The organism is Enterococcus sp. AZ050, assembly GCF_051715085.1.
In the GTDB taxonomy this organism is placed as follows: Bacteria; Bacillota; Bacilli; order Lactobacillales; family Enterococcaceae; genus Enterococcus; species Enterococcus faecalis.
Map to the genome: position 1 here is coordinate 2,540,721 of NZ_JBIOTC010000001.1, position 24,175 is coordinate 2,564,895.

43 protein-coding genes, 1 tRNA gene, 1 pseudogene and 1 other annotated feature are annotated in these 24,175 nt (G+C 34.4%); of the genes and pseudogenes, 37 read left to right on the forward strand and 8 right to left on the reverse strand.

The window, feature by feature from the left end:
- Positions 1 to 107: 107 nt before the first annotated feature.
- Positions 108 to 932, forward strand: a complete 825-nt coding sequence (mapP, locus tag IGJ04_RS12315; RefSeq protein ID WP_002355847.1) for a maltose 6'-phosphate phosphatase — start codon at positions 108 to 110, stop codon at positions 930 to 932.
- Between the two features lie 59 nt (positions 933 to 991).
- Here the strand turns inward: mapP and proC are convergent, their stop codons facing one another.
- Entirely contained in the window at positions 992 to 1,807 is an 816-nt protein-coding gene (gene proC / locus IGJ04_RS12320) for a pyrroline-5-carboxylate reductase (protein WP_438840255.1), read from the reverse strand.
- Between the two features lie 126 nt (positions 1,808 to 1,933).
- On the opposite strand from proC, the gene IGJ04_RS12325 reads away from it, so the two are divergent.
- The 14 genes from IGJ04_RS12325 (at position 1,934) to IGJ04_RS12390 (ending at position 9,347) form a co-directional block, all read left to right on the forward strand.
- A complete protein-coding gene (locus tag IGJ04_RS12325; protein ID WP_438840256.1) occupies positions 1,934 to 2,896 on the forward strand; it encodes a helix-turn-helix domain-containing protein in 963 nt (320 codons plus the stop codon).
- Positions 2,877 to 3,176, forward strand: coding sequence for a hypothetical protein (locus IGJ04_RS12330; protein ID WP_002358867.1), 300 nt, complete (start codon positions 2,877 to 2,879; stop codon positions 3,174 to 3,176). Before IGJ04_RS12325 ends, IGJ04_RS12330 begins: the two co-directional genes overlap by 20 nt.
- Complete coding sequence (locus tag IGJ04_RS12335; protein ID WP_002403727.1) at positions 3,169 to 3,486, forward strand: nucleotide pyrophosphohydrolase; 318 nt, start codon at positions 3,169 to 3,171, stop codon at positions 3,484 to 3,486. The genes IGJ04_RS12330 and IGJ04_RS12335 overlap by 8 nt, the downstream gene beginning before the upstream one ends.
- 144 nt (positions 3,487 to 3,630) lie before the next feature.
- Positions 3,631 to 4,062, forward strand: coding sequence for a VOC family protein (locus tag IGJ04_RS12340; RefSeq protein WP_002373575.1), 432 nt, complete (start codon positions 3,631 to 3,633; stop codon positions 4,060 to 4,062).
- 452 nt (positions 4,063 to 4,514) lie between these two features.
- Complete coding sequence (locus tag IGJ04_RS12345; protein WP_002373582.1) at positions 4,515 to 4,898, forward strand: hypothetical protein; 384 nt, start codon at positions 4,515 to 4,517, stop codon at positions 4,896 to 4,898.
- Between the two features lie 45 nt (positions 4,899 to 4,943).
- Entirely contained in the window at positions 4,944 to 5,159 is a 216-nt protein-coding gene (locus tag IGJ04_RS12350; RefSeq protein ID WP_029679792.1) for a hypothetical protein, read from the forward strand.
- Positions 5,160 to 5,194: 35 nt separating this feature from the next.
- Positions 5,195 to 5,590 (forward strand): hypothetical protein, encoded by a 396-nt coding sequence (locus tag IGJ04_RS12355; protein WP_002414265.1) that lies wholly within the window; start codon positions 5,195 to 5,197, stop codon positions 5,588 to 5,590.
- Positions 5,591 to 5,614: 24 nt separating this feature from the next.
- Entirely contained in the window at positions 5,615 to 5,899 is a 285-nt protein-coding gene (locus IGJ04_RS12360) for a hypothetical protein (protein ID WP_002413583.1), read from the forward strand.
- Positions 5,900 to 5,977: 78 nt separating this feature from the next.
- The gene (locus tag IGJ04_RS12365; RefSeq protein WP_002361395.1) at positions 5,978 to 6,388 is read left to right on the forward strand and encodes a hypothetical protein; all 411 of its coding nucleotides are present in this window, start codon (positions 5,978 to 5,980) and stop codon (positions 6,386 to 6,388) included.
- Entirely contained in the window at positions 6,381 to 6,674 is a 294-nt protein-coding gene (locus tag IGJ04_RS12370) for a hypothetical protein (RefSeq protein ID WP_002413585.1), read from the forward strand. Before IGJ04_RS12365 ends, IGJ04_RS12370 begins: the two co-directional genes overlap by 8 nt.
- A gap of 78 nt (positions 6,675 to 6,752) precedes the next feature.
- Positions 6,753 to 7,166: a hypothetical protein gene (locus IGJ04_RS12375; protein WP_002413587.1), complete on the forward strand. Its 414-nt coding sequence runs from the start codon at positions 6,753 to 6,755 to the stop codon at positions 7,164 to 7,166.
- 1 nt (position 7,167) lies between these two features.
- Positions 7,168 to 8,730: a cutinase family protein gene (locus IGJ04_RS12380; protein WP_002413588.1), complete on the forward strand. Its 1,563-nt coding sequence runs from the start codon at positions 7,168 to 7,170 to the stop codon at positions 8,728 to 8,730.
- Between the two features lie 19 nt (positions 8,731 to 8,749).
- A complete protein-coding gene (locus IGJ04_RS12385) occupies positions 8,750 to 9,034 on the forward strand; it encodes a hypothetical protein (protein ID WP_010824481.1) in 285 nt (94 codons plus the stop codon).
- 7 nt (positions 9,035 to 9,041) lie between these two features.
- On the forward strand, positions 9,042 to 9,347 hold the full coding sequence (locus IGJ04_RS12390) for a hypothetical protein (protein WP_002409071.1): 306 nt from the start codon (positions 9,042 to 9,044) through the stop codon (positions 9,345 to 9,347).
- Between the two features lie 48 nt (positions 9,348 to 9,395).
- On the opposite strand, the gene IGJ04_RS12395 is transcribed toward IGJ04_RS12390, so the two are convergent.
- A tRNA-Arg gene (locus tag IGJ04_RS12395) sits at positions 9,396 to 9,469 on the reverse strand.
- A 172-nt stretch (positions 9,470 to 9,641) separates the two neighbouring features.
- Positions 9,642 to 9,717, forward strand: a sequence feature (ribosomal protein L21 leader region).
- A 19-nt stretch (positions 9,718 to 9,736) separates the two neighbouring features.
- On the opposite strand from IGJ04_RS12395, the gene rplU reads away from it, so the two are divergent.
- From rplU to rpmA, 3 genes are read left to right on the forward strand one after another with little or no spacing between them, the layout of a single operon-like run.
- Positions 9,737 to 10,045, forward strand: a complete 309-nt coding sequence (gene rplU, locus IGJ04_RS12400) for a 50S ribosomal protein L21 (protein ID WP_049095730.1) — start codon at positions 9,737 to 9,739, stop codon at positions 10,043 to 10,045.
- A 32-nt stretch (positions 10,046 to 10,077) separates the two neighbouring features.
- Positions 10,078 to 10,422, forward strand: a complete 345-nt coding sequence (locus IGJ04_RS12405) for a ribosomal-processing cysteine protease Prp (RefSeq protein WP_002355867.1) — start codon at positions 10,078 to 10,080, stop codon at positions 10,420 to 10,422.
- A gap of 12 nt (positions 10,423 to 10,434) precedes the next feature.
- On the forward strand, positions 10,435 to 10,722 hold the full coding sequence (rpmA, locus tag IGJ04_RS12410; protein ID WP_002355868.1) for a 50S ribosomal protein L27: 288 nt from the start codon (positions 10,435 to 10,437) through the stop codon (positions 10,720 to 10,722).
- A gap of 87 nt (positions 10,723 to 10,809) precedes the next feature.
- Here the strand turns inward: rpmA and IGJ04_RS12415 are convergent, their stop codons facing one another.
- The 4 genes from IGJ04_RS12415 to IGJ04_RS12430 form a co-directional block, all read right to left on the reverse strand.
- A complete protein-coding gene (locus tag IGJ04_RS12415) occupies positions 10,810 to 11,964 on the reverse strand; it encodes a tyrosine-type recombinase/integrase (RefSeq protein ID WP_438840257.1) in 1,155 nt (384 codons plus the stop codon).
- Between the two features lie 68 nt (positions 11,965 to 12,032).
- Positions 12,033 to 12,602, reverse strand: a complete 570-nt coding sequence (locus IGJ04_RS12420; protein WP_002403734.1) for a DUF3221 domain-containing protein — start codon at positions 12,600 to 12,602, stop codon at positions 12,033 to 12,035.
- Positions 12,603 to 12,782: 180 nt separating this feature from the next.
- Complete coding sequence (locus IGJ04_RS12425; RefSeq protein ID WP_010815441.1) at positions 12,783 to 13,211, reverse strand: ImmA/IrrE family metallo-endopeptidase; 429 nt, start codon at positions 13,209 to 13,211, stop codon at positions 12,783 to 12,785.
- A gap of 17 nt (positions 13,212 to 13,228) precedes the next feature.
- Entirely contained in the window at positions 13,229 to 13,642 is a 414-nt protein-coding gene (locus IGJ04_RS12430) for a helix-turn-helix domain-containing protein (protein ID WP_010716842.1), read from the reverse strand.
- Between the two features lie 232 nt (positions 13,643 to 13,874).
- Between IGJ04_RS12430 and IGJ04_RS12435 the strand changes: the two genes are divergently transcribed.
- The 3 genes from IGJ04_RS12435 to IGJ04_RS12445 are packed head-to-tail and all read left to right on the forward strand — an operon-like array spanning position 13,875 to position 14,662.
- Positions 13,875 to 14,084, forward strand: a complete 210-nt coding sequence (locus IGJ04_RS12435) for a helix-turn-helix domain-containing protein (RefSeq protein ID WP_002406956.1) — start codon at positions 13,875 to 13,877, stop codon at positions 14,082 to 14,084.
- 3 nt (positions 14,085 to 14,087) lie between these two features.
- Entirely contained in the window at positions 14,088 to 14,402 is a 315-nt protein-coding gene (locus IGJ04_RS12440; protein WP_263306298.1) for a hypothetical protein, read from the forward strand.
- A 44-nt stretch (positions 14,403 to 14,446) separates the two neighbouring features.
- Positions 14,447 to 14,662 (forward strand): Thoeris anti-defense Tad2 family protein, encoded by a 216-nt coding sequence (locus IGJ04_RS12445; RefSeq protein WP_192189458.1) that lies wholly within the window; start codon positions 14,447 to 14,449, stop codon positions 14,660 to 14,662.
- On the opposite strand, the gene IGJ04_RS12450 is transcribed toward IGJ04_RS12445, so the two are convergent.
- The gene (locus tag IGJ04_RS12450; RefSeq protein ID WP_192189459.1) at positions 14,663 to 15,001 is read right to left on the reverse strand and encodes a hypothetical protein; all 339 of its coding nucleotides are present in this window, start codon (positions 14,999 to 15,001) and stop codon (positions 14,663 to 14,665) included. It abuts the gene before it with no gap.
- A 103-nt stretch (positions 15,002 to 15,104) separates the two neighbouring features.
- Here IGJ04_RS12450 and IGJ04_RS12455 point away from each other — a divergent pair, with 103 nt between their 5' ends.
- The gene (locus IGJ04_RS12455) at positions 15,105 to 15,383 is read left to right on the forward strand and encodes a hypothetical protein (protein ID WP_289867998.1); all 279 of its coding nucleotides are present in this window, start codon (positions 15,105 to 15,107) and stop codon (positions 15,381 to 15,383) included.
- On the opposite strand, the gene IGJ04_RS12460 is transcribed toward IGJ04_RS12455, so the two are convergent.
- Positions 15,380 to 15,610, reverse strand: a complete 231-nt coding sequence (locus tag IGJ04_RS12460) for a DUF2188 domain-containing protein (protein ID WP_101732120.1) — start codon at positions 15,608 to 15,610, stop codon at positions 15,380 to 15,382. The genes IGJ04_RS12455 and IGJ04_RS12460 overlap by 4 nt on opposite strands.
- A gap of 207 nt (positions 15,611 to 15,817) precedes the next feature.
- Here IGJ04_RS12460 and IGJ04_RS12465 point away from each other — a divergent pair, with 207 nt between their 5' ends.
- The 15 genes and pseudogenes from IGJ04_RS12465 (at position 15,818) to IGJ04_RS12535 (ending at position 24,138) form a co-directional block, all read left to right on the forward strand.
- Positions 15,818 to 16,174, forward strand: a complete 357-nt coding sequence (locus IGJ04_RS12465; protein ID WP_438839856.1) for a hypothetical protein — start codon at positions 15,818 to 15,820, stop codon at positions 16,172 to 16,174.
- Between the two features lie 79 nt (positions 16,175 to 16,253).
- Positions 16,254 to 16,547 (forward strand): hypothetical protein, encoded by a 294-nt coding sequence (locus IGJ04_RS12470; protein ID WP_438839855.1) that lies wholly within the window; start codon positions 16,254 to 16,256, stop codon positions 16,545 to 16,547.
- Between the two features lie 214 nt (positions 16,548 to 16,761).
- On the forward strand, positions 16,762 to 16,890 hold the full coding sequence (locus tag IGJ04_RS12475) for a hypothetical protein (protein ID WP_438839854.1): 129 nt from the start codon (positions 16,762 to 16,764) through the stop codon (positions 16,888 to 16,890).
- A gap of 58 nt (positions 16,891 to 16,948) precedes the next feature.
- Complete coding sequence (locus tag IGJ04_RS12480) at positions 16,949 to 17,266, forward strand: DUF771 domain-containing protein (RefSeq protein WP_438839853.1); 318 nt, start codon at positions 16,949 to 16,951, stop codon at positions 17,264 to 17,266.
- A gap of 21 nt (positions 17,267 to 17,287) precedes the next feature.
- Positions 17,288 to 18,006, forward strand: a pseudogene (locus IGJ04_RS12485) (ORF6C domain-containing protein).
- 180 nt (positions 18,007 to 18,186) lie between these two features.
- Positions 18,187 to 18,396 carry a hypothetical protein gene (locus IGJ04_RS12490; RefSeq protein WP_438840258.1) on the forward strand — a complete coding sequence of 70 codons (210 nt, stop codon included), beginning with the start codon at positions 18,187 to 18,189 and terminating at the stop codon, positions 18,394 to 18,396.
- 36 nt (positions 18,397 to 18,432) lie between these two features.
- Positions 18,433 to 18,756: a hypothetical protein gene (locus IGJ04_RS12495; RefSeq protein ID WP_438840259.1), complete on the forward strand. Its 324-nt coding sequence runs from the start codon at positions 18,433 to 18,435 to the stop codon at positions 18,754 to 18,756.
- 198 nt (positions 18,757 to 18,954) lie between these two features.
- Positions 18,955 to 19,287: a hypothetical protein gene (locus IGJ04_RS12500; protein ID WP_002363341.1), complete on the forward strand. Its 333-nt coding sequence runs from the start codon at positions 18,955 to 18,957 to the stop codon at positions 19,285 to 19,287.
- On the forward strand, positions 19,274 to 19,924 hold the full coding sequence (locus IGJ04_RS12505) for an ERF family protein (protein WP_192189394.1): 651 nt from the start codon (positions 19,274 to 19,276) through the stop codon (positions 19,922 to 19,924). Before IGJ04_RS12500 ends, IGJ04_RS12505 begins: the two co-directional genes overlap by 14 nt.
- Entirely contained in the window at positions 19,921 to 20,562 is a 642-nt protein-coding gene (locus IGJ04_RS12510) for a putative HNHc nuclease (RefSeq protein WP_002363343.1), read from the forward strand. The genes IGJ04_RS12505 and IGJ04_RS12510 overlap by 4 nt, the downstream gene beginning before the upstream one ends.
- A 4-nt stretch (positions 20,563 to 20,566) precedes the next feature.
- Positions 20,567 to 20,767: a hypothetical protein gene (locus IGJ04_RS12515; RefSeq protein ID WP_070363873.1), complete on the forward strand. Its 201-nt coding sequence runs from the start codon at positions 20,567 to 20,569 to the stop codon at positions 20,765 to 20,767.
- Between the two features lie 51 nt (positions 20,768 to 20,818).
- Entirely contained in the window at positions 20,819 to 21,727 is a 909-nt protein-coding gene (locus IGJ04_RS12520) for a DnaD domain protein (protein WP_438839847.1), read from the forward strand.
- 3 nt (positions 21,728 to 21,730) lie between these two features.
- Positions 21,731 to 22,033, forward strand: coding sequence for a hypothetical protein (locus tag IGJ04_RS12525; RefSeq protein WP_202579554.1), 303 nt, complete (start codon positions 21,731 to 21,733; stop codon positions 22,031 to 22,033).
- Between the two features lie 320 nt (positions 22,034 to 22,353).
- Positions 22,354 to 23,178 carry a DNA-methyltransferase gene (locus tag IGJ04_RS12530; protein ID WP_438839846.1) on the forward strand — a complete coding sequence of 275 codons (825 nt, stop codon included), beginning with the start codon at positions 22,354 to 22,356 and terminating at the stop codon, positions 23,176 to 23,178.
- Positions 23,179 to 23,388: 210 nt separating this feature from the next.
- On the forward strand, positions 23,389 to 24,138 hold the full coding sequence (locus IGJ04_RS12535; protein ID WP_047649051.1) for a phage antirepressor: 750 nt from the start codon (positions 23,389 to 23,391) through the stop codon (positions 24,136 to 24,138).
- Positions 24,139 to 24,175: the final 37 nt, after the last annotated feature.

Sequence of the window (24,175 nt, forward strand, 5' to 3'; positions counted from 1 at the left end):
AGTTGGTTCTGTTCCCGCCGTTTATCAGGTTTTGCGCGTGAAGCAAAAATCCAAAGTGATTTTTGTCCCACTCACAGACCTAATCACATGTAAGAGAAGGTGAAAAGATGAATCTTTTAACAATCAATACTCATAGCTGGTTAGAAGAAGAACCGTTAAAAAAATTAGAGGAGATTGCCAAGGTGATTTTATCTTCTGAAAGTGAAATAATTGCCTTACAAGAAGTGAATCAGAAAGTCGCTTCCAAGAAAGTGCCGTTAGAACAGTTAACTACTTTTTGTCCCGTAGCGACCCAAACACCGGTCCATGAAGATAATTTTGCATATCTAATCGTTCAATATCTAGCTGAAAAAGGCCAACACTATTATTGGAGTTGGGAAATGAGCCACATTGGTTACGCTATTTATGAAGAAGGGAACGCACTACTTTCGAAATGTCCGTTGACTAGTGAAGCTCTCCTTATTTCAGAAAGCCAAGAACCAACGAATTATCGAACAAGAAAAATCTTAGTAGCGGAGACAGAGAGTTCAAAAGGTACGCTTACTGTTGTCTCTGGTCACTTTTCTTGGTGGGAAACACCCTGTACAGGTTTTGCCTATGAATGGCTACAATTAGAGAAATACTTAGCGATGGGGCAACAACCGTTAGTCATTTTAGGCGATTTAAACAACCCAGCTGGTACAACTGGCTATCAATTAGTGGAAAATAGTTACTTGCCGATTCAAGATGCATTTGTTGTAGCGGAAGAGACAAGCGGTGAAGCGACAGTAGAGAAAAAAATAGATGGCTGGGAAGAAAATGAAGCAGCCTTGCGGATTGACTACGCATTTGTTCCAAAACAGTGGCACGTACGAAAATATGAAGTAATTTTTGATGGTAGGAAAACACCGATAGTCAGTGATCATTTTGGCTTACTCATTCAACTAAAATAAGAAAAAGCGCTGAATTTTCAGCGCTTTTTCTTATTTATTCGCTCATGTAATTATTCTTATCAGTCTTGTTTGGCTAATTCTTGATCCCGAAGGATGGTGGCCTCAATCCCTTTGATGACTGTTGAAATAAACGCATTGTTTTCTAATTCGACAATCCCAGCAACCGTGGTTCCACCAGGAGAACTGACTTGGTCGATTAAAGTCCAAGGATTCTCTGTGCTATTTGCCAAAGTTTGAGCGCTGCCTAGTACAGCTTGTGTGGCAATTTCTAAGGCCAACTCTTTGTTCATACCATTTTTAACGGCTGCTCGGGCAATCGAATCAATAAATAAGAAAGCATACGCATGAGTGCTACCTGCAATAGCAGTAAAAATCGAAAAATACTGTTCCTCTAATTCCCAGGCTTGGCCAACTGCTCGAAACAACGATAAAACAGTCTGGATGTCTTCAGGGGATGCAAAAGCGTTGCCACAAACAGCTGCTGCACCTGCGCCAATCAATGCATTCATATTGGGCATCACACGAACGAGACGGAGCGGTTGGGTAGTCTCAAACAGTTGATACAATTCTGCAATAGTCGTACCTGCTGCAATGGAAACAATTAACGGTTGCTTGTCTAAAATTGCTTCTTTTGCTTCAAGTAAAGCTGCTTGAACGAATTGCGGTTTCACCGCTAAAATAACTAAGTCAGCTACTGCAATGGCTTCTTGTGGTGAAGCAACCGCGTGTGCACCAATTTCTTGTGCAAAAGCGGCGGTTTTTTCGACTTGAATATCATAAAAATAAAGGTTTTCTGCGGCAATAAATTGCTTTTTTAGCGCACCTTTGGCAATAGCGGATGCCATATTTCCAGCACCGATAAAACTAATTTTCATAAAAAATTCCTCCTAAAAACTGTTGAATCTCTTTTTTCGTGTTACCATGTATCTAGTATAGAAGGAAACGCCAAAGAAAAAAATAGAGGGAGTAAAGTAAAAAGTGTTGGATTATGAGGTGATTAATTGGCAAGCAAAGAAGAGCAATATGCAGCATTTTATCAGTTTTTAGAGACCTTAGATTGTTATTTAACCACTACCAATGCTCTTGAGAATGAAGTAGCGCAATTTAAGGAAAATCCGCATCGAGAAATTGCGGGCTTTATGTTGGCATCTTCGGAAACCATTGACGTTCCGAAAGGATTTATTCGGATGCTCTATTGTTTAGAGCAAGATGGCAATGCTTATTTGGATCAACAAAGGTGTTCGTTTTCGGCTGGCCAAGTCATGATTGTCAATGAGGCCACCTCGGTTAGCTATCAGGGGCAAGGAATGTCTATGATTATATTTTATTTTAAAAAGCACTATTTTCTTGATACGCTCTTAAATCAGCTGGCGGAAGAACCAGTCATGTATCGTTTTTTTACAGAAATTGCTAGCAGTGAATTTGAAAACATTCCTCGATATTTCGTTTTTGCCAGCCAACCAAATTCGGATGTTCACGTCTATTCGCTATTATTACTGAAACAAATTGTGAAAATGGCCTATTTTAATAATAAAGTGACCAAAGCGGCCTTTGTTTTGCTGGTGGTGGAACTAGGTCAACTGCCTAGAGAATCTTTAAAGATGCAAGATAATTATTTGTCGAATCATCAACGTGTTGAGGTGATTTTAGCGTATATTGAGCAACAGATTGCGCATGTCACTTTAGCAGAAGTCGCCGCTAAATTTCATTTTCATCCGAATTACTTATCGAATTTTTTAAAAGACAAAACAAACAAAACGTTTACGGAAATTGTCTTAGCCTACCGAATCCAATTGGCGAAAAACTACTTGAAGCAAACAGATTTATCGATTCAAACGATTGTTGAACGAATCGGCTATCAAGACAAAGCCTTTTTTTATAAACGTTTTAAAGAAGAAATGGGCATGACCCCAAAACAATATCGACAGAAAGAGGGAATGGCAGATGTACGAAGAAGTCTTTGAAGAATTTCAGTTAACTGTAGTAGAATTACCAATCGAATTCGTTGATGATTTGCCTGTCTATCGCGGACACTTAAAAGAATTAACGTTTCTTTCAGCGGAAGCCTCTTCACGAAAAAAACTCTACCAACAGCTTTTACAGGCTTATTTGTTGTATAGAGAAGAGAATCAAGCAGTTGTTGAAGAGGAAGAAATAACTTCCTCGTTATTGTCTACAGAACAGTTATTAAAATACTATGATGGTGAAACGTTCGATGGGTTTCAGTTGCCATCAAATGAATAAGAAAGCAGGGGAACAGATGGATACAATGGCAAAAATTAATCAATTTCGTGATGAAAGAAATTGGCGCCCCCACCATAATGAAAAAGATTTGGCGCTCTCAATTTGTTTAGAAGCAGCAGAATTGTTAGAACTTTTTCAATGGAAAACAGCAGAAGAAGGCATCAAACAAGAAGAACGAATCAAAGAAGAATTGGCTGATGTTCTCATTTACTCCTACATGATGGCTGATAATTTAGGGTTTGATTTGGACGAAATTATCGAAGAAAAGTTGAAGAAAAATGCGGTGAAATATCCAGTGCCAGAAAAATAAGTGTTGAAACAAATGAATCGAAGAACTTCTAAAAAAGAATAATGAAGTGGAAAATAGCCAGTATTAAGAAATTCTGAAGGGTTTGCGGAAAACAGAAATAAAAAGTAGTTTTCTGCTGCAAAAAATTTTAAGGAGGAACAATCAATGATTACAGGCACAGAAATTGATTTTATTGTTAGTGATAGTTTAAAGGCATTAGCTTTATATAAAGAAATCTTTGAGGTCCATGTAGTTGAAGCGACAAAGTATCCTGTTGGAAGGAATGAAGTAGTGTTTAACTTATATGATACTCGGTTCCATATGTTAGATGCTAATGAAGAATTTGGTTTAAATGCACCAGATTCAGAACATCCCAATACAATTTGGTTCAATATTACGGTAGCAGATATTGTGCAAACTCATAAAAAAGCCTTAGCAAATAAGTGCATTGAGATGCAACCAGTTACAGAAATGATGGAAGGAGCTATTCAAAATTCGTTATTTGTTGATCCATTTGGTTACATGTGGATGGTACATCAAATTAACCAAGAACTAAATTTTGAAGAGCGAACAGAAATTTTAGAAAAAGAAATGTAGTAAGGAGAGGTCGGGACAGAAGTGTTTAACTCCGAGAAATAAGAAGGAATTTCCGGAAATTGTTCTTTAATTTTTGGAGAATTTCGGCTTATTTCCGAAGGAGTTGCTTCTGTTCCCGCCGTTTATTAGTTTTTGAGCGTGGAGCAAAAATCCAAAGTGATTTTTGTCCCACGCTCTTTTTTTATTTTACAATAGAAGTAAAATACCAATGATCCTGTAGTGATCAACAAGGCAGTAAAAAATTGGAGATAGAAAGTCAGTGTGTCATAGAAATACAGCAATATTCTCTAATAATTAATCTAACGTTAAAAAAATTGAGAAAATGCCAGATTGATTTTTGATAAACTGTAAACAAAGAAAAACTGGCTGTAAAAATCTCGATAAAACAATGGAATAAAAGGAGAAAGCGAAAGATTAATTCTTGTATGTAGATACAAAGGGAGACTAAATGAATGAAAAACAAAAAGCGGATAAAATTTGGTATATTAATCGCAACAATACTAGTAGTAGCCATAATCGGCACGATTGGAGTGAAAAAAATGAACGAACCAACAGAAAAAGAAAGACAAATTGCTTTTTTGAAAAAGCATGAAGAAGAGATGACGGAGTATGTAAAGTATGACAGTGAACATGTACTTTTAAAAAAATATGATGTTAAAGAAGTTACGTATAATTGGCAATCAGTGATTGAAGTTCAAAGTATGGCTTTTAGCCCAAAAACTATAGCTGTTGAAGTATCTATTTTTGATGGTACTGGTAAAAAATTAGATGGGTTTGAAATATATGTGCTTCCAGATAATGTAAAAAATCCGACTGAGATAAAAAATATTGCATAGTTAAGGAGATGAAATTTAACGGCAAATTTAGAAAAGTATACTAATATTTATGCTGATTTAGATCAAGGAGCATACATCGGTCGAAAAGAAGGGTTGATGTTTGCTAAATTGACACAAGTTCAAAAAGAAGATCTTAAGATAAATGAACATGCTACATTCCATTTCCCCAACGCCAAAGACGCCTATGGAAATGATGCTAGCACGGTCTATCTCCAACCTGATAATACTGTAAAAACAATTCAAATCGGAAAAAGCATATAGAAACTCTTTTCTATACATAATAAGGAGGTGAAAAAGTGAAAAATAGAAAGCAAATAAAATTTGGTATCTTAATCGCAGTAATATCAGTAGCCATAATTGGAATGATTGGAGTGAAAAAAATGAACGAACCAACAGAAAAAGAAAGACAAATTGCTTTTTTGAAAGAGCATGAAGAAGAAATGACGGAGTACATTAAATCTCAGAAATTCTATATTACTTCAGAAAATAAAAAAGGACAACCTGAAGTAAAAAAAGTGAGTTTTGACTATGAAAACTACAGTACGTATCAACGAGATGCAGGTGGAATTCCTTATGAAGTTTATACGATTGATATTACTGGTTTGTATAATGATACAGAAATCTTTGAACTGTTAATTGATGTTGACTCATTAAAGAAGCCGACAAAAATATTAAATTTTGAAAGATACTAAATATTTAAGTAAGTAGTGACAACAATGGCTAATTTAAAGGAATATTTTAATATCTATGCCGATTTAGCTCAAGGAGCTTATAATGGAAGACCTCAAAAATACTCTTTTCCTCATGACCGATTAACACCTGAAAAGAAAAAAGAAATAGAAACCAAAAAGCATGCTACATTCCATTTCCCCAACGCCAAAGACGCCCATGGAAATGACGCCAGTACTGTCTATCTCCAACCTGACAACACTGTAAAAACAATCAAAGAAAAAAACTGGGTACGTAGGGAAACGGTTTATAAAAAAGGGTTATTAACATAGGAAAAGTCAATCAAAAACAATCAAAATAGAAAAAATCACATAGCAACTCTTCCTCATACATAATAAGGAGGTGAAAAAGTGAAAAATAAAAAGCGAATAAAATTTGGTATATTAATCGCAACAATAATAGCAATAGTTATAATCGGAACGATTGGAGTGAAGAAGATGAATGAACCAACAGAAAAAGAAAAACAAATTGCTTTTTTGAAGGAGCATGAAGAAGAAATGACGGAGTATATTAAAGGGAGAAATCCGAAAAGTAATATAAATATTATCAAGTATGATTGGAAATCATTTCGGATAGAAGATAGTGGCGCTTTCACTAGAAACATGTATATAGTGGATATTGAGCTATATGACCTAGCTAACAATGAAATAGACGGGGGAACAATTCAAATTTTACCAAACAATATACAAAGACCTACTGAAATGGAAGAAATAGCAACCAATAATTTTGACGAGGCATTGGAGGGATTAGAAAATGAATAGTTTAGACAGTCCATATAATATTTATGCTGATTTAGCACAAAGTTCATATCATAATCGAAAAAATAGTGTGGGAGTTAGATACAACTTTGTAAATGGTATGACAAAAAAACAAAAAAGAGTTTTAGAAAAAGATAAAGCTATTCCATTCCATTTTCCCAACGCCAAAGACGCCCACGGAAATGACGCCAGTACTGTCTACCTCCAACCCGACAACACTGTAAAAACAATCAAAGAAAAAAACTGGGTACGTAGGGAAACGGTTTATAAAAAAGGATTATCAACATAGAAAAAGTCAATCAAAAACAATCAAAATAGAAAAAATCACATAGCAACTCTTCCCCATACATATTAAGGAGGTGAAAAAGTGAAAAATAAAATGCGAATAAAATTTGGTGTGTTAATTGCAACAATAATAGCAATAGCCATAATTGGAACGATTGGAGTGAAGAAGATGACTGAACCAACAGAAAAAGAAAGACAAATTGCTTTTTTAAAAGAGCATGAAGAAGAAATGACGGAGTATGTAAAACAGCAAAATGAAAAGATTGCTAAAGTTGCGTTTTGTTGGGAATCGTTAGAACAAGAGTCAGTGGGAAATGGTCTTCCGCAAGGAGCAGGAGATATTCTATCTATCCGAATACAAATTATTGATAATAATAACAATAAAATAAATTCATTTGGACTTGCAATAAAACCAAATAATTGGAATGAGCCTACTAAAATAAAAGAACTGTATACGATTAATGCTGACTACGATTACTATACAGAAGGAGGATAATATGGCAGACTTAGAAAAATATAGTAATTTATACGCGGATTTAGCGCAGGCAACTTATAATGGCAGATCCATACAATTTCCGTATAGTGCAAAGAAATGGAATGATAAACAATTAGATAAGTACCGAAATAAAGAGGCTGTTCCATTCACCTTCCCCAACGCCAAAGACGCCCACGGAAATGACGCCAGTACTGTCTACCTCCAACCCGACAACACTGTAAAAACAATCAAAGAAAAAAACTGGGTAGGTAGGGAAAAGGTTTATAAAAAAGGGTTATTAACAGATGAGAAAGCTGGCTATAATTCTTATTATGTAACAGATACGCCGACCTTGAGTCCAAAAACGCAACATACATATTTTGCCACTCGCGGTAGTGACGGCGTTTCAATGGACGTGAAAAAAGGTTGGTCAGGGAATAATTTGAATGATTGGGTCAATAATAATGGTTCCTTTACGTTATTTAATGCCTATTTGCCTCAAGCAAAGTTAGCCAATGAAGCCATGCATCAAAAGATAATGGAGATGAGTGCTAAAGCCCCAAATGCGACTATGTCGATTACAGGTCATTCTTTAGGAACCATGATTTCTATTCAAGCGGTGGCCAATCTCCCCCAAGCAGATCTCGCTAAAATTGATAAAGTAGTATTGTTTCAAGGGCCTGATGCGCGAGAAAGCATTAATAAAATGTCTCAACAAGCTCAGGAAAATATTCAACAATTAGAAGAACAAGGGAAAATTGATTATTATGTGAATGCGTTTGATATTGTCTCCATGTTGAATCGAAATAAAAAAGGGGTAGATGAAATTGGTCGGGTGCATTATCTATTACCGAAAACGTTCACCACTACTTTTGATCTGACGGACAAATACGGTTCTAGTCATGATTTTGGTCAGTATCAATTAAATCCTGATGGTACGCCCAAAGAAGCCAATCTAAAGGAACATGGCTATATTTTTGCGGCAGGAGTAAAAGTTTCCAAACTTATTGATAAATATTTAGGGAAAATCATGGATGCTTCAGGTGAATCATTAGCTAAAAACAGTCTCCAATTTTTGTTAAGTCTGCTATCTGAAGAAAATCGCCAGAAAATCATCAAAGAATATGAAAAAATCATTCACGAAGCAAAAATTGCCAGCCAATGGCAAGGGAAAGTGAGTCGTATTCAGAAAAGTTTAGCCAGTGCTTCAGGTAGTCAAAAGATTGAATTACGTAGTGAATTAGCAGAACTAGTTGCAAAACAAGCGCAGCAAGCTGGAAAAGAATACGAACTACTTGTGAAAAATATCCTCCAAGAAGCAGAAGATGAAGTCCAGACAGTTTCAAAGGAAATTCGTGAAAGTGCAATGAATATCCGACAGTATTTATCCTATGCAGAAGTCCAAGCAATGATTGCTCCTTACGAAAAAAGTCGTCTTTGGGATAGCGCTGAAGCAACAAATACTAGCAACCAAGCCAAGCAATACAAGCAAAAATTAACTGATTTTAGCGGAAAATTAACAACTGTTGCTAAAAATATTCAAGCATACGATCAACAAGCAAGAAGTAGTTTATTTCAAAAATAATAAATGAAAGGGTTTTCCTATGGATGAAAGAGAATTTCAAGAAAAATTAGAAGTAGAACAAAAAGCTCGTGAACGAGTAGCAATCCAGACAGTAATTACTGCTAAAAAAACACGAATTGCTACAACCAAACAAAACACAACCGCAAGTTTGAAAGAACTTTCAGAAGCCATGTTTCAACAAACAAATAGTGCCCTACCTAATGCCTTGAACGGAGCTTTGCAGGGGAAAAGTGCAGAATCAGCAGAAAAATTTTTAAAAGGAAGCCAGAGACCAAATTTAAAAACACCTGTCAAGGGAGAGTGACCGACAAATGGAGGAACAGCGAAGAAAACGGCAATATTTAGAAGAACAATATTATGAAGAAAAAAATAAAATTCACCGCCAACAAGAAGTGCTGAGTAATCAATTAGTAAACTTTAGAAGAGAAACTGGACAATTGGTAGATAAAGTCAATTATTTAACGAAAAATGATCAATGGCACAAACAGCAATTTTACCATGCAATGGAACAAAGTGATCACTTGATACGTCAAGAAGGAAATCGTTATAGACAACAATTAGAGGAAAAAGAACGTGAATGGACGAGGACATATCGAAAAGAATTGGATAAACTCTAAAAAAACAGCGTCACCTCTAAAGGTAACGCTGTCTTTGTCAGTCTGTTACGTCACAGGAGGGATTCGAACCCCCGACCGTCCGCTTAGAAGGCGGATGCTCTATCCTGCTGAGCTACTATGACAATAGTTGTAACACAACAAAGCTAATTATAATGGAAGTAGTGTTAGAAAGTCAATCGGAAATTTAAATAACAGAAGAAGTTTTTTTGGAGAGAGAAAGTGAAGAAAATAGAGAGTTTATATTGACGAGGTTTTCTGGTTCTGTTATTATAGTTAGTGTTGTAATTGTGGTCTCCACAGCTACAACCGCACAGAACAAGTTTTTAAGCATGAGTAATCATCACTTGGGATGGCGAGTCTAAGTCTAGAAGAAGGAGGTGCTGTATAGCATGTACGCAATTATCAAAACTGGTGGTAAACAAGTGAAAGTTGAAGTAGGTCAAGCAATCTACGTTGAAAAATTAAACGTTGAGGCTGGCGAGAAAGTTGTTTTTGACGAAGTTATCTTAGTAGGTGGCGAATCTACAAAAGTTGGTACGCCAACTGTTGCAGGCGCAACTGTTGAAGGAACTGTTGAAAAACACGGCAAACAAAAGAAAGTCGTGACTTTCCAATACAAACCTAAAAAACACTCTCACCGTAAACAAGGTCACCGTCAACCGTATACAAAAGTTATGATCGAAGCAATCAACGCTTAATCTCTCTTGTTGACAGGAAAGAAGGCCTATCAATGATTAAAGGTTCTTTTAAACGGACAGGCTCCGGCCGAATCGTTTCATTCGAATTAACCGGGCATGCTGAAGCAGGTCCTTATGGCAGCGATGTGGTTTGCGCGGCAGTTTCTGCCTTAGCAATTAGCACAGTCAATGGGATTGATGCCTTAGCAGGTTTTGAACCGATTGTCGAAGTTGACGATGTAGAAGGTGGCTACCTTTATGTCGAGATGTTAACAACTGTCAATCAGGAACAAAAAAATATTGCCCAAATTCTATTAGAAAATCTTTTATTAGGTTTACAATCAATAGAGAACGAAAATACTGAATTTATTCAAATAAAAACAATCACTGAGAAATAGGAGGTGCAGACTATGTTATTGACTATGAATTTACAATTATTTGCCCATAAAAAAGGTGGCGGTTCTACATCAAACGGCCGTGACTCTGAATCTAAACGATTAGGCGCTAAAAGTGCTGATGGCCAAACAGTTACAGGTGGTTCAATTTTATACCGTCAACGCGGAACTAAAATTTATCCAGGTGTGAACGTTGGAATCGGTGGCGACGATACGTTATTTGCAAAAGTTGACGGTGTGGTACGTTTCGAACGTAAAGGCCGCGACAAAAAACAAGTATCAGTTTATCCAGTAGCTAACTAGTGTAATAGCTCAAGCCTTTGTTTATCAAAGGTTTGGGCTTTTTTAGTTGGTTTGAAAAATATTTGACCATACTTTTGACCATACTAGTTAAAAGCCGATGTATTTTGATAGTTTTTCGGTAGTTTTTTCTTTTCCATCATTTGTTAGATGTGTATAAGTATCTAAAGTTGTTTTTATGTTTGCATGTCCTAATCGTTCCTGAACTTCTTTATGATCTGCACCAGCATAGTATAATAAAGATGCATGCGTGTGTCTAAATCCGTGAAGCCCAATGTTTGGTAAGTTAGCCTTTTTACGATAAATATTGTATCTATCTGTAATAGCTTGATTTATTGTAAATTCATTTTCTTCATTGGTGAAAATACGTGAGGGTTGTGTATAACCAAGTTTAAGAAGATATTTTTTTTGCTCTAATTTCCATTTTTTTAAGATAGTTATTGTTTTTGCATCTAATATTAGTGTTCTGTTTGATTTTTTTGTTTTTGGAGTATTTGATACATAATAATGGTCAGATTTAGCAATTGTTTTGTTGATTTGTAGTTCACCAGTTTTAATGTTTAAATCGTCCCAAGTAAGAGCTAACAACTCCCCTATCCTACATCCACTAAAAGCTAATAATCTGAATAATGTATAATCTCTTATTGTAATGTAGGTACTTTCGCTTTGTTCAATACTTTTTAAAAATATTTGAAGTTGATCTTTTGTATAGAATTTAATTTTCTTTTCTGATGTAATAATATCTTGATTTTTAGGAACTATTACATTAATCACTGGGTTTTGATTGGTAACCCCTATGTTAATAGCGAATTTGAAGACTTGATTCATATAATTTATAAAAAGGTGATATTGTTTTGAACTACCTTTTGAATGCCATGTATTCACGATTTTCTGACAATAAGCAGTTGAAATTTTTGATATTTCAATTTTTCCAAATGAAGGTAGTATGTGTTTTCTGAAGATTATTTCTGTTCGAGAGTAGCTACTTTCTTTTACGGTATTTTTATAATTTTCTAGCCACATAAATGCTACTTCTTGGAATGTTATATTAGTGGAAGAGGGAATGCCATTTTTTTGAATTTCCATTTCTAACCTTGCTAATGCAATTTTAGCCTCTTTTTGAGTGCGAAATCCTCTCTTAGTTGTATACTTCTTTTTTCCAGTTAGCGGATCGGTACCAAGATATGTTTTGAAGTACCATGCTTTTTCACCATTTTTCTTTTGATATTGTTTTATCATTGCCATTTACAAAACCTCTTTTCGAGAACATGTGTTCGTTTTTTATTTTTTAAGAAAAGCCCGGAGGCTAGTCTTTATATTTTTTCCATTGTTCCGTTATTCATATCCCATTGAGCATGAACAGAATTAAGATTTGCACCAGCAGAACTCATTATTCCAGTGAATTTTACCTTATCACCAGTTTTAAAATCTTTTGTATTATTTAGATCTTTTACAAATATTACATAAGAAGCTAAAGGGCTAGAAGAAATTGAATTAGTCCATGTTTCATTAGAAAATTTATTATTAGCAATAACGGCAACTCTTTTGCCCATAGGTTCAATTACGGTACCTGTGAATGTAAAAGATTTTCCTTTAATTAATTCTGAAAATACTTTCGATTGGTCTGTAGTTGGAGTAATTGAATAATACTGATCCACAAAGCTTTCAAAATCTTGTGGATTTGTTTGAAGGTACTCCTGGAATTTTGTAATATTGGTATTATTAATATTCGAGCTACTAGTATGTTTTTCTTTTATAGTTGCTTCTTTTTTTACAGAACTTATTTTAGTAGATGAGCTACTAGAATTTTTTTCCTCTTCTTTGTTTCCAGAACATGCAGTAAGAAGTAATAATGATAAAAATACTAAAGAAACTTTTTTCATTTAATAATTCCTCATTTCTAAAAAATATTTATATAAAAACCACCTAGCCAAAATGGTTGGGTGGTTCTTTTCTAATTTATAAAACCACTTTTCCAACGACTCTAAATTCGTGTTTATGTGTTAGTTTAAACAATAGGTTTGTTGTCTGAATATGGAAGATATTTTTATTATTAAATCTAATTACAAATACCTTCTTAGTTCAGGAGGCAAACCTAGATAATCCATTATTTGAAATTCAGTTAAATTTTCTAAAACATCTTGGTCTTGCATATATATGAGCAACTTCATAGCTAAAGAATTTGCTTCACATTCCATTTTTGATATAAAAGAATCTAATCCAAGAGATCTATAAAAAGGTGTACTGGAACCGCTGTGTAATTTGATGTGACTAAATTCATGTAGTATCACAAATTGTTGATAATATTCAGGCCAGTTTGCATTTACAATAATTGTATGGCAACGATTATTTGTTTGAGTACAACCTCCTGTTTCATCATCTAAATCAGCATATAGTAATTTGCAATTCGCTTCTTTTATTAATTGATAAACGCTGTACGGATGATATAAATTAATTATTTTGTTAAATGTTTCTTCTACATAATAATTCATCATATCCCCCCGCTAAATCAATTTCTATAATCCTTGCGAGTGAATTTTTTCTTTGCTTCTTCTTTATTCATTTCCATTGCAGTACGTATAGCAATTAAAAGACGGTCTTTCTGATCTTGTGTAGCTGGTTCACCATAGAAATTGAGATTTTCACCGTTAGTTAGTCCCTCAATTAATTCTTCAGCTTGGATAGCTATGTCTTTTTTTTCTTTGTCATTTAGTTCGTAATATTTTTTCTTTTCGGTACGACCTAGCAAGTAGTCGGTTGAGACATCAAAAAAATCTGCAACTTTTTGTAATTTGTCTGATTGAGGACTTGTTTTATCCCAACGATATAAAGAATTTTCCCCTATACCTAATTTAATAGAAAGTTCTTTAATAGTAATATCCCTTTGTTTAGCAAGTAATTTTATTCTTTCTAAAGTATTCATATAATCACCTTTCAGAGAAAAAAGTATACTAAATAAAAATATCTACCGAAAATGGTTGACATCTACCGAATTAGATAGTATACTGGTTTCAGATATAAGAAATGAGCAAAAAAATACTAATAAAAATAGTATAAAATCTTGGCGGATTTATTATGCTTATTTCTTTGTGTTTATAGTATCATATTTGGTAGTTTTGTCAACTGTTTTATCATAAAAGATTGGAGGTGTGATTATGTCAGTTTCTATTGTGGCAAATATAAAGAAAATTGCACTAGAGAAAAATTTAACTATTAAACAAATTGGAAAAGAATCAGGTGTAGGAGAAAATGCGATTTATAGATGGGATAAACAAAATCCTAATTTATCAAGTCTAAAAAAGGTTTCTAATTATTTAAATATTTCTATCGATGAATTACTAGAAAGCGAAAAACAGGAGGTGTAACTTATGCAGACTGTACAAGTGAGTAATGAACTTTTTATATCAGATGAAATCCTAGAAAAAATTGCAGACTTAGCTGTTCCACTTGTGATGGAGAAGGTAAAAAAACAGCTGGATATATGGGATAAGGTGATTGATTTACCACCAGCGCCTAATAAGTCACAAATCAAAAGAACATTAGGAATTGGAGAGGATACCTTAAATTACCTTATCGCAAATGGTGCAACGCCGATGGTGTGGGGAACTGGAGAAAAAGCAACTGTTCGAATTGAGCGATCTGATCTTAGAAAAGCATTTGAGAAAACTAAGATAGCAATGTAGAAAACGGTCAAAAAGACAATTAACCAGCATAGGAGGTGAGAGGGATGAACTTAAAGGAAGCACTAGTTTTAGCGCATAGTCAAGGGAAATACGTAGTTCGTGAAAAGTGGATTGATATAGGACTTAAATTATCAGTAATGGCTACTAATACAGCGGATTGCTGTTGGCTAATTGATACTAGAACGGACCCCATCGCTCCTGTGAAGAGATGGAATCCGGATTTAGAGGATTTAACTGCGGATGATTGGATAGTGGTTTGACTATTTGACAATACTTTTAATTTTGGAAATGAAGTTAATTACTTTATCTAAATCGTTACCAAAGCGAGCTTCCATAGTAACGATACTTTTGTCAAGTAGAATTGAACGGAAAATTTTATTAGAAGCCCATTTATTAGAAATATAACCACTGTTAGCCAAGGAACGCATTGTATCTATAAAGTCATCGTATAACCAATTTTCGAAAAAATTTTGGTGTAATTCTTCACCACTTCCTAATATTTTCGCTTCAGATTTTGAAATACCGTTATTGATTCTATCTAAGTATTCTTTATAGATAACAGAAAGCAATTCTTGAGCGTCTTTTGATAAATCATCCATTAATTTTCACCGCCTTATCAGTTATTTCAGTGGACCACTCACTGATAAGGAAATTTTATCAAAAGAAATAAATAAAAATCAACCAACGTAGGAGGTGGAAAGGATGAATAAAAATCAACAAGAAGCAAAAGAAACTAGAAACATATTTGAAGGACGTAGCTTCAAATATCCACCAGTCTCAAAGGAAGAGTACATTAAAGCATATGAAGAATATGTTAAGCGATGTTCAGAAAAGCATTTAAATGTAACAACTCTTGAAGAATATACGAAAATTGCTGTTGAAACAGATGAAGAAAACCCGAAAACAATCGCAGTTATCACTGCTGATGATATTGAACCATGCGAAGGTTTTCGAGTTCGAATGACTCCTAGATACGATTAATGTTCTTTATCACGTGGAGGTATAGGATCGTTTCCAAAACTATCCTTTGATTGTATTTGTCCATTCTTTTTTTGGACAATAAATTCAGATTGCTGTTTTTTAGAAATCTTTTTACCATACTCAATTGCATCTGATTTTTTATCAAAAACTTTTGTATCTTTGGAATTTCCTTCACCATGAACAGCCCATTTACCATTTCTAGGAGATACCCATTGATTTTTACCCATACAAATCACCACCTTTCGAAAATATTTTATCAAGAGGTGGATATTGAAACAACCAGCATAGGAGGTGAGAGGGATGGAAGGGTCAATACGTATGATAAATAATCAAATAATTATTGAGTCAGGAACAGGAATTTTACTTTTTGATAAACATGGCTTTAGCTATGAAGTTAAAAAGGGATAAGTTCTATTAGGAGGTATTCAGAGAATGTGAGGCAAGAAATTGACTTTCTAACAGAACAACTAGACAGCGAAATAAAAGAAGTATCTGAACAAATTATTGATTGCCAAAAATCTGCATTGGAACTTCAAGAAAAATATCAACGTCTAGTTGCAAAACGTGAATATATATTGCTGAACGAAGAAATATATGTAGCTAGTAAAAAAACTAGTTTTACCAAAAAAGAATTACAAAAGAAATTCAAGTTGGGTGATGACACATTTAACATGATCAAAAAAATAGGTCGTTTAGAAGAAATTGACAAAAGAGGTAACGCAAAGATTTATGATTTAGAACAATTTATGCAAGCAAGAGAAGAGTACAAATTGTGGAAGTCGAAAAGGTAATACCATATCAGAAAATAAAAGGACTGAGAAAAATGGACAACTTAGTAATTATGAAAAACCAATGGGAGGGAAGAAAAGGATGGAAATTAAAATTGCAGGCTATGTAGTTTCTGTAGAAGAAAGCAAAACGATCTTAGCTAATGAGGGAAGAATAGGTGAATACTCACCATTCGAGCAGAAGATCAAGGTAGATTCATCTTTATCTAAACAACAAAGAAATGAGACCGTAATTCATGAAATTCTTGAAGCGATCAACGATATTTATGAATTAGGTCTCGAACATGATGAACAGCTTTGTAAATTGTCAGTGGCTCTTCATCAAATTACAGTAGATAATCCTGAACTGCTTAATGCTTTGAATTCTTGTGATTAGCTAATATTTTACCGGCATTTGATTTTCTTGAAGCTGATTTACTAGTAGCAAGAGTTTTGCCTGCTTGTTTAACTTTTGTAGAAGGTTTGCAACTTTTGGATTTAGCCATGAGATTCACCACCTTATCAGTTATTTCAGTGGGCTTCTCACTGATAAGGAAATTTTATCAAAAGGAATGAATAAAAATCAACCAGCATAGGAGGTGTAGGTAAAAATGGAAGAAGCGATTATCAAAGTTGACTTACAAAACCTAATGAAGTTGATCAAACAAGCAAAGGAGCAAGCTGACCAACTTCAAAAAACTTTAGATGAGATAAATAAAACTAAAATCATAATTTCTTAGCTGCCATTCTGACCCAGTAGAGGTGAAAAGCAAGACAACCAGTTTAGGAGGTGTAGCCATGTTTTCGCAACCCGAAGTGCCAGTACAGGTTAACGTACAAGTGGATAATCAATATCTTGATAAACATCTAAAAGAATATGTTGAACAATATTGTGAAACTTTTTTACGGCCTGAATGGTACACAATGTCAGATATGGAAAAAATCACTCGTCATAAACGGGCGTGGATTATGCAAAACATTGTTGATGATCCGTATGTAAAAAAGAATAAGCTAGCTAAAAAAGAAAGTGATAGCGTAAATGCGCAATGGCTGTTTGATGCTGAACGCATTAGACCGTTTTTAAAACGATTATATATCGAATTGCCTGATTATTAAATTTTTTAAGGAGGAAAGAAGATGGAGAATCTAGTAATTATGAAAAACCAACAAGCAGTAACAACTAGTTTACAAGTTGCAGAAACGTTTAATAAAAATCATCGTGATGTTTTAGCAGCGATTGATGATTTAAAAGAGGGGGTTGCGGAAAATTACGCAGACCTATTTTACGAAGATAGTTATATTCATCCACAAAACAAAAATATAGACAAATTATTATGAACCGTGACGGATTCACGCTACTAGCAATGGGATTCACTGGTCAAAAAGCTCTTAAGTTTAAACTGAAATACATTGAAGCTTTTAACCAAATGGAGGAACTGCTCAAAACTCAATCAAACTTACCGATGAATAACACAGAATTATTATTAGAAGCTGCGCTAAAGCATGAACGTGGATTGACTCTTGTAAATCAACGTTTAGATAAGCTAGAAACAGAAACAACAATTAATAGAAGCCAACAACGAAAGATACAAGGCCTAGTTTCATCAACTGTTATCAAAGTATTAGGTGGCAAAAAAACATCGGCTTATAAGGATTCAAGTATTAAGCAATCAGCCTTTAGTAATTGCTATAAACAATTGAAAGCATTATTCGATGTAGCCTCTTATGTAGATATTCCAAAAGTTCGATATGAAGAAGCATTAGCTCTAATTCCTAAATGGAAGCCTGACTTGGAATTACAAGCAAGAATTGATATGGCTAATGGAAACGGAGATATGTTTAAAGAAGTGAGCTAGATCAGTAAATAAAAGGATGGAAGCTAATGTTTAATTTTTTAATCAATCCAGAATTTTGGAAAGGATTTATAGTTTTAGGGATTTTAGTAATTATAGCTATCTATTTGGCGATTAAGCTTGATAATTAATCACCTCATTTTCAACTAAATTATATTAAAAAAAGTATAGGAGGTTAACAACATGAAAGCAATACGTGAAGCACGATTGATAGGCGCATTTTTATTGATGATTGCGCTAGGGGTGTTATTGAAAAGCCATTTTTCAGTGCCAGTTTTGGCAACATTAAGTGTACCCCTCTTTATCCGTTGGTTTTTCAACTGGGATGAAGCGGAGTATCAGCATTTTCAAAAAAGACAAAATAAAAAGCCCCAATCGTCTGCCAACGATTAGGACACATACAAAATGAACTAAGGAGAGTATACCAAAATGAACGATAAAATTCAAAATTTATTAATGGAACTTGTAAAAGAATGCCAGAAAGGAGAAGTTGCTCTTGTTTTAGCAACTGTTGATCCAGAAAGAATGGAACCATCCAGTGTTTTACTTGCAGGTTCTTTGCCTGAACAAGCAATTGCATTTAGTGAATTATTTGAAACACTTAAAGAAAAAGCACTTGCTCATGATTGTGATTGTCCGCAATGTAAACAAATAAAAGAATCATTTATTGGTGCAGAATCATCTTCAACTAAACAAAACAATGAGGAAAAACTAGATACATTGTTAAAAGATTTTTTACGAGGTGAGTTGTAATGACTAGAAAAGAAAAGTTAAATCAAGCAAAAAGATTAGCTGATTTATGGTACAAACAACAAAAAAGTCAACTATACATTGCGCAACAAAAAGAGCGCAGAGGGATTGCATGATGAAAAAAGCGACTACGCCGCCAAGCAAATAGTCGCATACAAAATTATACTAGAAAAATTGTAACACAGAAAAGAGGTTTTGTGAATGAATCGTAGAGAAGCAAATGCACTAGATAGATATTTAACAGAATCGCCTGAAACGCTTAGTGAAGAGGATAATGAAGAAATTAGAGATTGGAAAGACAATGTATTGACAATCTATGACGAAGTATTGGAAGTAACGCTTAGGGATACTATTTCAGGGAAAACAATTGAAAAGATTACGAAATCAGAAGATTACATGGAACTTATTCTTGATGAGTATAAAGATTGTATTCCCATTAAAGTTACCTTTTTTGATGCAGGAGACTATATTCGATTAAACCCTTGTCGTTGGTCAGTTTGTTATAAGGAGGAGAGAGAACATGTCAGAAGATAAAAAAACATTTGTAGAAAAACTAATTGCTGTGCAAACAGCATTAAAAGCTCCTAAAGGGCAATACAACTCGTTTGGAAATTATAACTATCGATCAGCAGAAGATATTCTAAATGCTGTGAAGCCACTAAACAAAGAGCAAGGATTGCTTTTGACACTATCAGATGAACCTTTGCTAATCGGAGATTGGCATTATATTAAGGCAACTGCGACTATAACCGATGGCATTATAAAAGAAAGTTTCACCGCATATGCTAGAGAATCGTTTACTAAGAAAGGAATGGATGATAGTCAAATTACTGGAGCTGCTTCTTCGTATGCACGGAAGTATGCGCTAAATGGATTATATCTAATTGATGATACAAAAGATGCAGATACAGACGAATACAAGAAACAAGAAAAAAATGTAAAGAAGATTACTAAAAAACAATTGGAACAATTGAGAGCAAATTTCCAAAAAATAGCTGCCTTAAAAAAAGTTTCAGAAAAAAGTGTAGAAGCTCAATTTCTGACGATTATAAAATTTGATGGAAAGATAGAAGATTTAGACACAGAAATACATCATAAGCTAATGGAATTAACCAATAGAAATATTCATAAGCTAGAAAATGAACAATTTTTTAATGATGTGATGGAATGATTGGAAAAATCATAAAACATAAAGGAAATAAATTAGCTATCGAGTTCGAGGAAGAAATTAACTCAAATTTCCTCGATCTCTTAGCTAACAATGATGACAATTTGGCAAAAGTTGAACTGTTAGATAATCGGCAAATGTCTCAAAAACAGAATGCACTTTCTCATGTTTTAATAGCCGACATTGCTCGTTGGAGTTATGACGAGCCTAAATGGATAGAAGGAGTTCTAAAGTATTACTACGAAGCTAAAAGCGGTGTGTATTTTGAACACAGTAAGGCTACACGACATGAGGCAACAGAATGGATTAGTTTTTTAATCGAATTTATTTTGAAAAACGATGTGCCACTAGAAAAGAGATACCAATACTTGCTAGAAAATAACAAATGGTTTTATTACTGCCTTAAATACCGTAAGTGTTGTATTTGTGGGAAACATGCCGATGTTTGTCACATCGAGGTAGTCGGTATGGGGCGAAATCGTCAAAAGATTAATCACGAAACATTTACTTTTTACGCTGGTTGTCGTCAACATCATCAAGAAGAACATCAGATAGGCACTAAGAACTTTTTAAACAAGTATCAAATTAAACCAGTAAAACTAAATGTTGAAGAACGTAAGAAGTTGAATATCGGAGGTTAACAGTTTGGTAGAGGAATTACTTGAAAAATACAGGCAATTAACATCGAGTCAAAAACTATTTTTTGAACTATTAGCATTTGTCTATATCGGTTCAAGAAATGGTAAAGGAATAGCTATTGAAGCACAAACAATAAAAAAAGTCGTTAACGGAGAAATTAGGCATAAATATGTCTATACGGTCGTTGTTGATGAGGAGGATAACTAGTGAATAAATAAAGAGAGGGAATTTTCCCCTCTTATCTAGGGAGGTGCGATGATGGACTATATTAAGCAGATTTTAGCGTTTGACGATTATTTAATGTACAATCAGGGACTTTCATCTGGGCAAATTGCTTTATGGCGCGCATTGATGAGCATAAACAATAAAACAAGATGGAGTGAGTGGTTTACGGCAAGTAATCAAACGCTTGAAACTCTAGCTGGTCTTTCACGCCAAGGAATAAATAAAAATCGAAATGTATTAAAACAACTAGGATTAATTGATTTTCAAACCAATGGAAGAAAAGCAACTTCTTACCATATATGTAAACTTTATACATCAGATAGTGTACAAGGAAGTTTACAAGAAGATGTACGTAAACTTTCTACGTCAAATAGTTTACAAGAGAGTGTACAAGACAGTTTACAAAGTAGTAGCGAAACAGTAGCGGAAAAGTGTACAACACAGTTGCGCAACAGTGGCACATTATATAAACATAAACAAAACATAAATATAAACGAAAACACAAACATAAATGAGCATGAAGAAGATGTCGGTGTGTATGAGTTTATTCAAAGCCATTGGGAACAACAGCCTAATAACTTGTTGAAAGGTGCTTTAGGTCCATGGATTAGAGAATGGGGTCCAGAGCTAGTTTTGTATGCTGTTAAACAGGCTTATGAGTACAGCGTAGATATGAGATGGCTAAAATCATACGTGGATAAAATTTTTGCGAATTGGAAAGATAAAAGCATAACCACGCTTGAAGAAGCAATAGAAGCGCAGAAAGCATTTAATGCAACAAGAAAAAAAAATACAGGGATTAGTAGCTATCAAAATAAAGCTGTTCGGCAAGAAAAGGTGCCTGAATGGATGAATCAAGCAAACGGTGAAGAAGAAAAGCTATCACCAGAAGAGCAAGCAGCTCTAAAAAGACAAATACAAGAATTGTCGGGAGGAGAGTAAATCATGATTGAAATGAAGATACTTGATTATCGAATTACTAGTGATGATAAGCAAGTAATCGTAAATAAAGCGAGACGAAACGAACACGGAGAGTTAACCATTTTGACTGATAAAGACGGTACACAAAAAGAATCACTCGCTTTGATTGGTTATTATGGCAATTTAAGTAAGGCTCTCGTCGCAATAGAACGCGATTACGTGCTTTCTAGTGGTAAAACAATACAAACAGTCAAAGAATACAAAAAAGAGCTAGAATCGATTCACAGCAAGCTAAAACGTGAATTAGATTTCGGGGAGGAATTTTAGATGAATGAATTAGTTATCATGAAACCACGAACAGAAATTGAAATTATGAGTTTGGAGGAACAAAAGTAGTGGGAAAAAAGGAAAACGGATAAAAAAGCAAAATCGAAAACGAAAAAACGCTGCTATTGCAAACGGCACATACAGTAAGCGAGGTAAAAGCGATGACATGTCCAAAGTGCAAGGGACAGATGATTGTCTGGGAAAAAGATAAGTTGAAACATCAAAAAGGTTTTTATTGTCCGTTATGCAACAAAAACGGTCAAAGTGTTGCGAAAAAGTTAGCTGAGATAAAGAAAAAATAAACGAAAGGAGTGGGAGATTTGCGGCCGCAAGAAAAAGCTTTTTACTCCTTTAAAAATATGGAACTAAACAAAATATATAACGAAGATTGCCTGGAAGGAATGAAACGGATACCAGATAAAAGCATCGACATGATTTTATGTGATTTACCGTATGGAACTACGAAAAATAAGTGGGATAGTATTATTCCGTTTGAGAAATTGTGGGAACAATATGAGCGAATCATTAAGGACAATGGCGCAATTGTCTTAACAGGCTCACAACCATTTACGACAGACATAATCATGAGTAACAGAAAATTATTTAGATACGAATTAATTTGGAACAAAAAACATTCTACTAATTTTTTCTTAGCTAATAAGATGCCTTTGAAGGTGCATGAGAACATTCTTGTTTTTTACAAAAAGCTTCCAACTTACAACAAACAGATGATTCCAAGAGTAAGTAAACGAATAGCAGAACATCAAGCAAAAGGCTATGTTTTACCAGAATCCACTAATTCAGATAATTACGGAATTATACGAGGTGTAGTAGATTCGAGACACTACGATAAAGATTGGAAAAATCCGATTAGTATTTTAGATATTAATCAAGTGAAAAGTAATGCCCATGAGCGTACAGGACACCCTACCCAAAAACCTGTTGCATTGTTTGAATATTTAATCAAAACATACACAAATGAAAACGAGGTGGTATTAGATAACTGCATCGGTTCAGGCACTACAGCAGTTGCTGCAATTAACACTAATCGTCAGTTTATTGGTTTTGAGAAAGAAAAGGAATATTTTGATATTGCTATTGGGCGGATTAAGAAAGCTAGTGAAGAAAATAGGTTTCAAGTTTAGCGATTACTAGTTTAGATAATAAGCAACAAGCGCAAGTATTACGAGCTTTTGCATTGTTCCGAAAGGACAAATCGGCGAGTGTATTGATAAAGTGGATGGAAAAGTATTCGCTTTATTGATTAAATTTGATAATGGTGAAGTGTTTTGGTTTATGAAGAGAGATTTGATTGAAGTAAAGGAGTATGCAGATGAAGAAGGGAGATAAAGGAAATGAATACACCACAAATTTTTAATTTTGGACAACAAGAAGTGCGAACAATGCTTATAAATGAAGTTCCATATTTCGTAGCAAATGATGTCGCTAAAACATTAGGTTATAAAAATCCAAGTGATGCTACTAACAAACATTGTAAAAAAGCTATAAAAACATGGGGTAGCGATTCGCTAGGTCGTCGTCAATCGTTTAAAGTTATTCCTGAATCTGATATTTACAGACTAGTAATAAAATCTAATCTTCCAAATGCCGAGCAATTTGAAGAGTGGGTTATGGAAGAGGTCTTACCACAAATTAGGAAAACAGGTAGCTATACGAATGTTCCAAGTTCGTTTGCGGAAGCCCTGCGGTTAGCTGCTGACTTGGAAGAAGAAAAAATGATGCTTGAACAAAAAGTAGCGGAGTATGAGCCTAAAATCACTTATCTTGATACAATTTTAGCTTCGAAAGATACAGTCACGACTTCTCAGATTGCAGCAGATTATGGCATGTCGGCTATTCAATTAAATAAACTATTACATCAATTAGGCGTACAACGAAAAGTTAGCGGACAATGGTTGCTTTACAAAAAGCATATGAATTGCGGCTACACTAAATCTCATACAAGTGAAATCAAGCAATCAGATAATACAGTGAAAATAGTGATGAGTACGAAGTGGACGCAGAAAGGTAGATTGTTTATTTATAACTTGTTAAAAGATGAAGGCTATTTACCTCAAATGGACCTATGGGATAACGTTTCTTAAGCAGAGAACAAAAAAAGCCAACCGACCACTGGTTGAC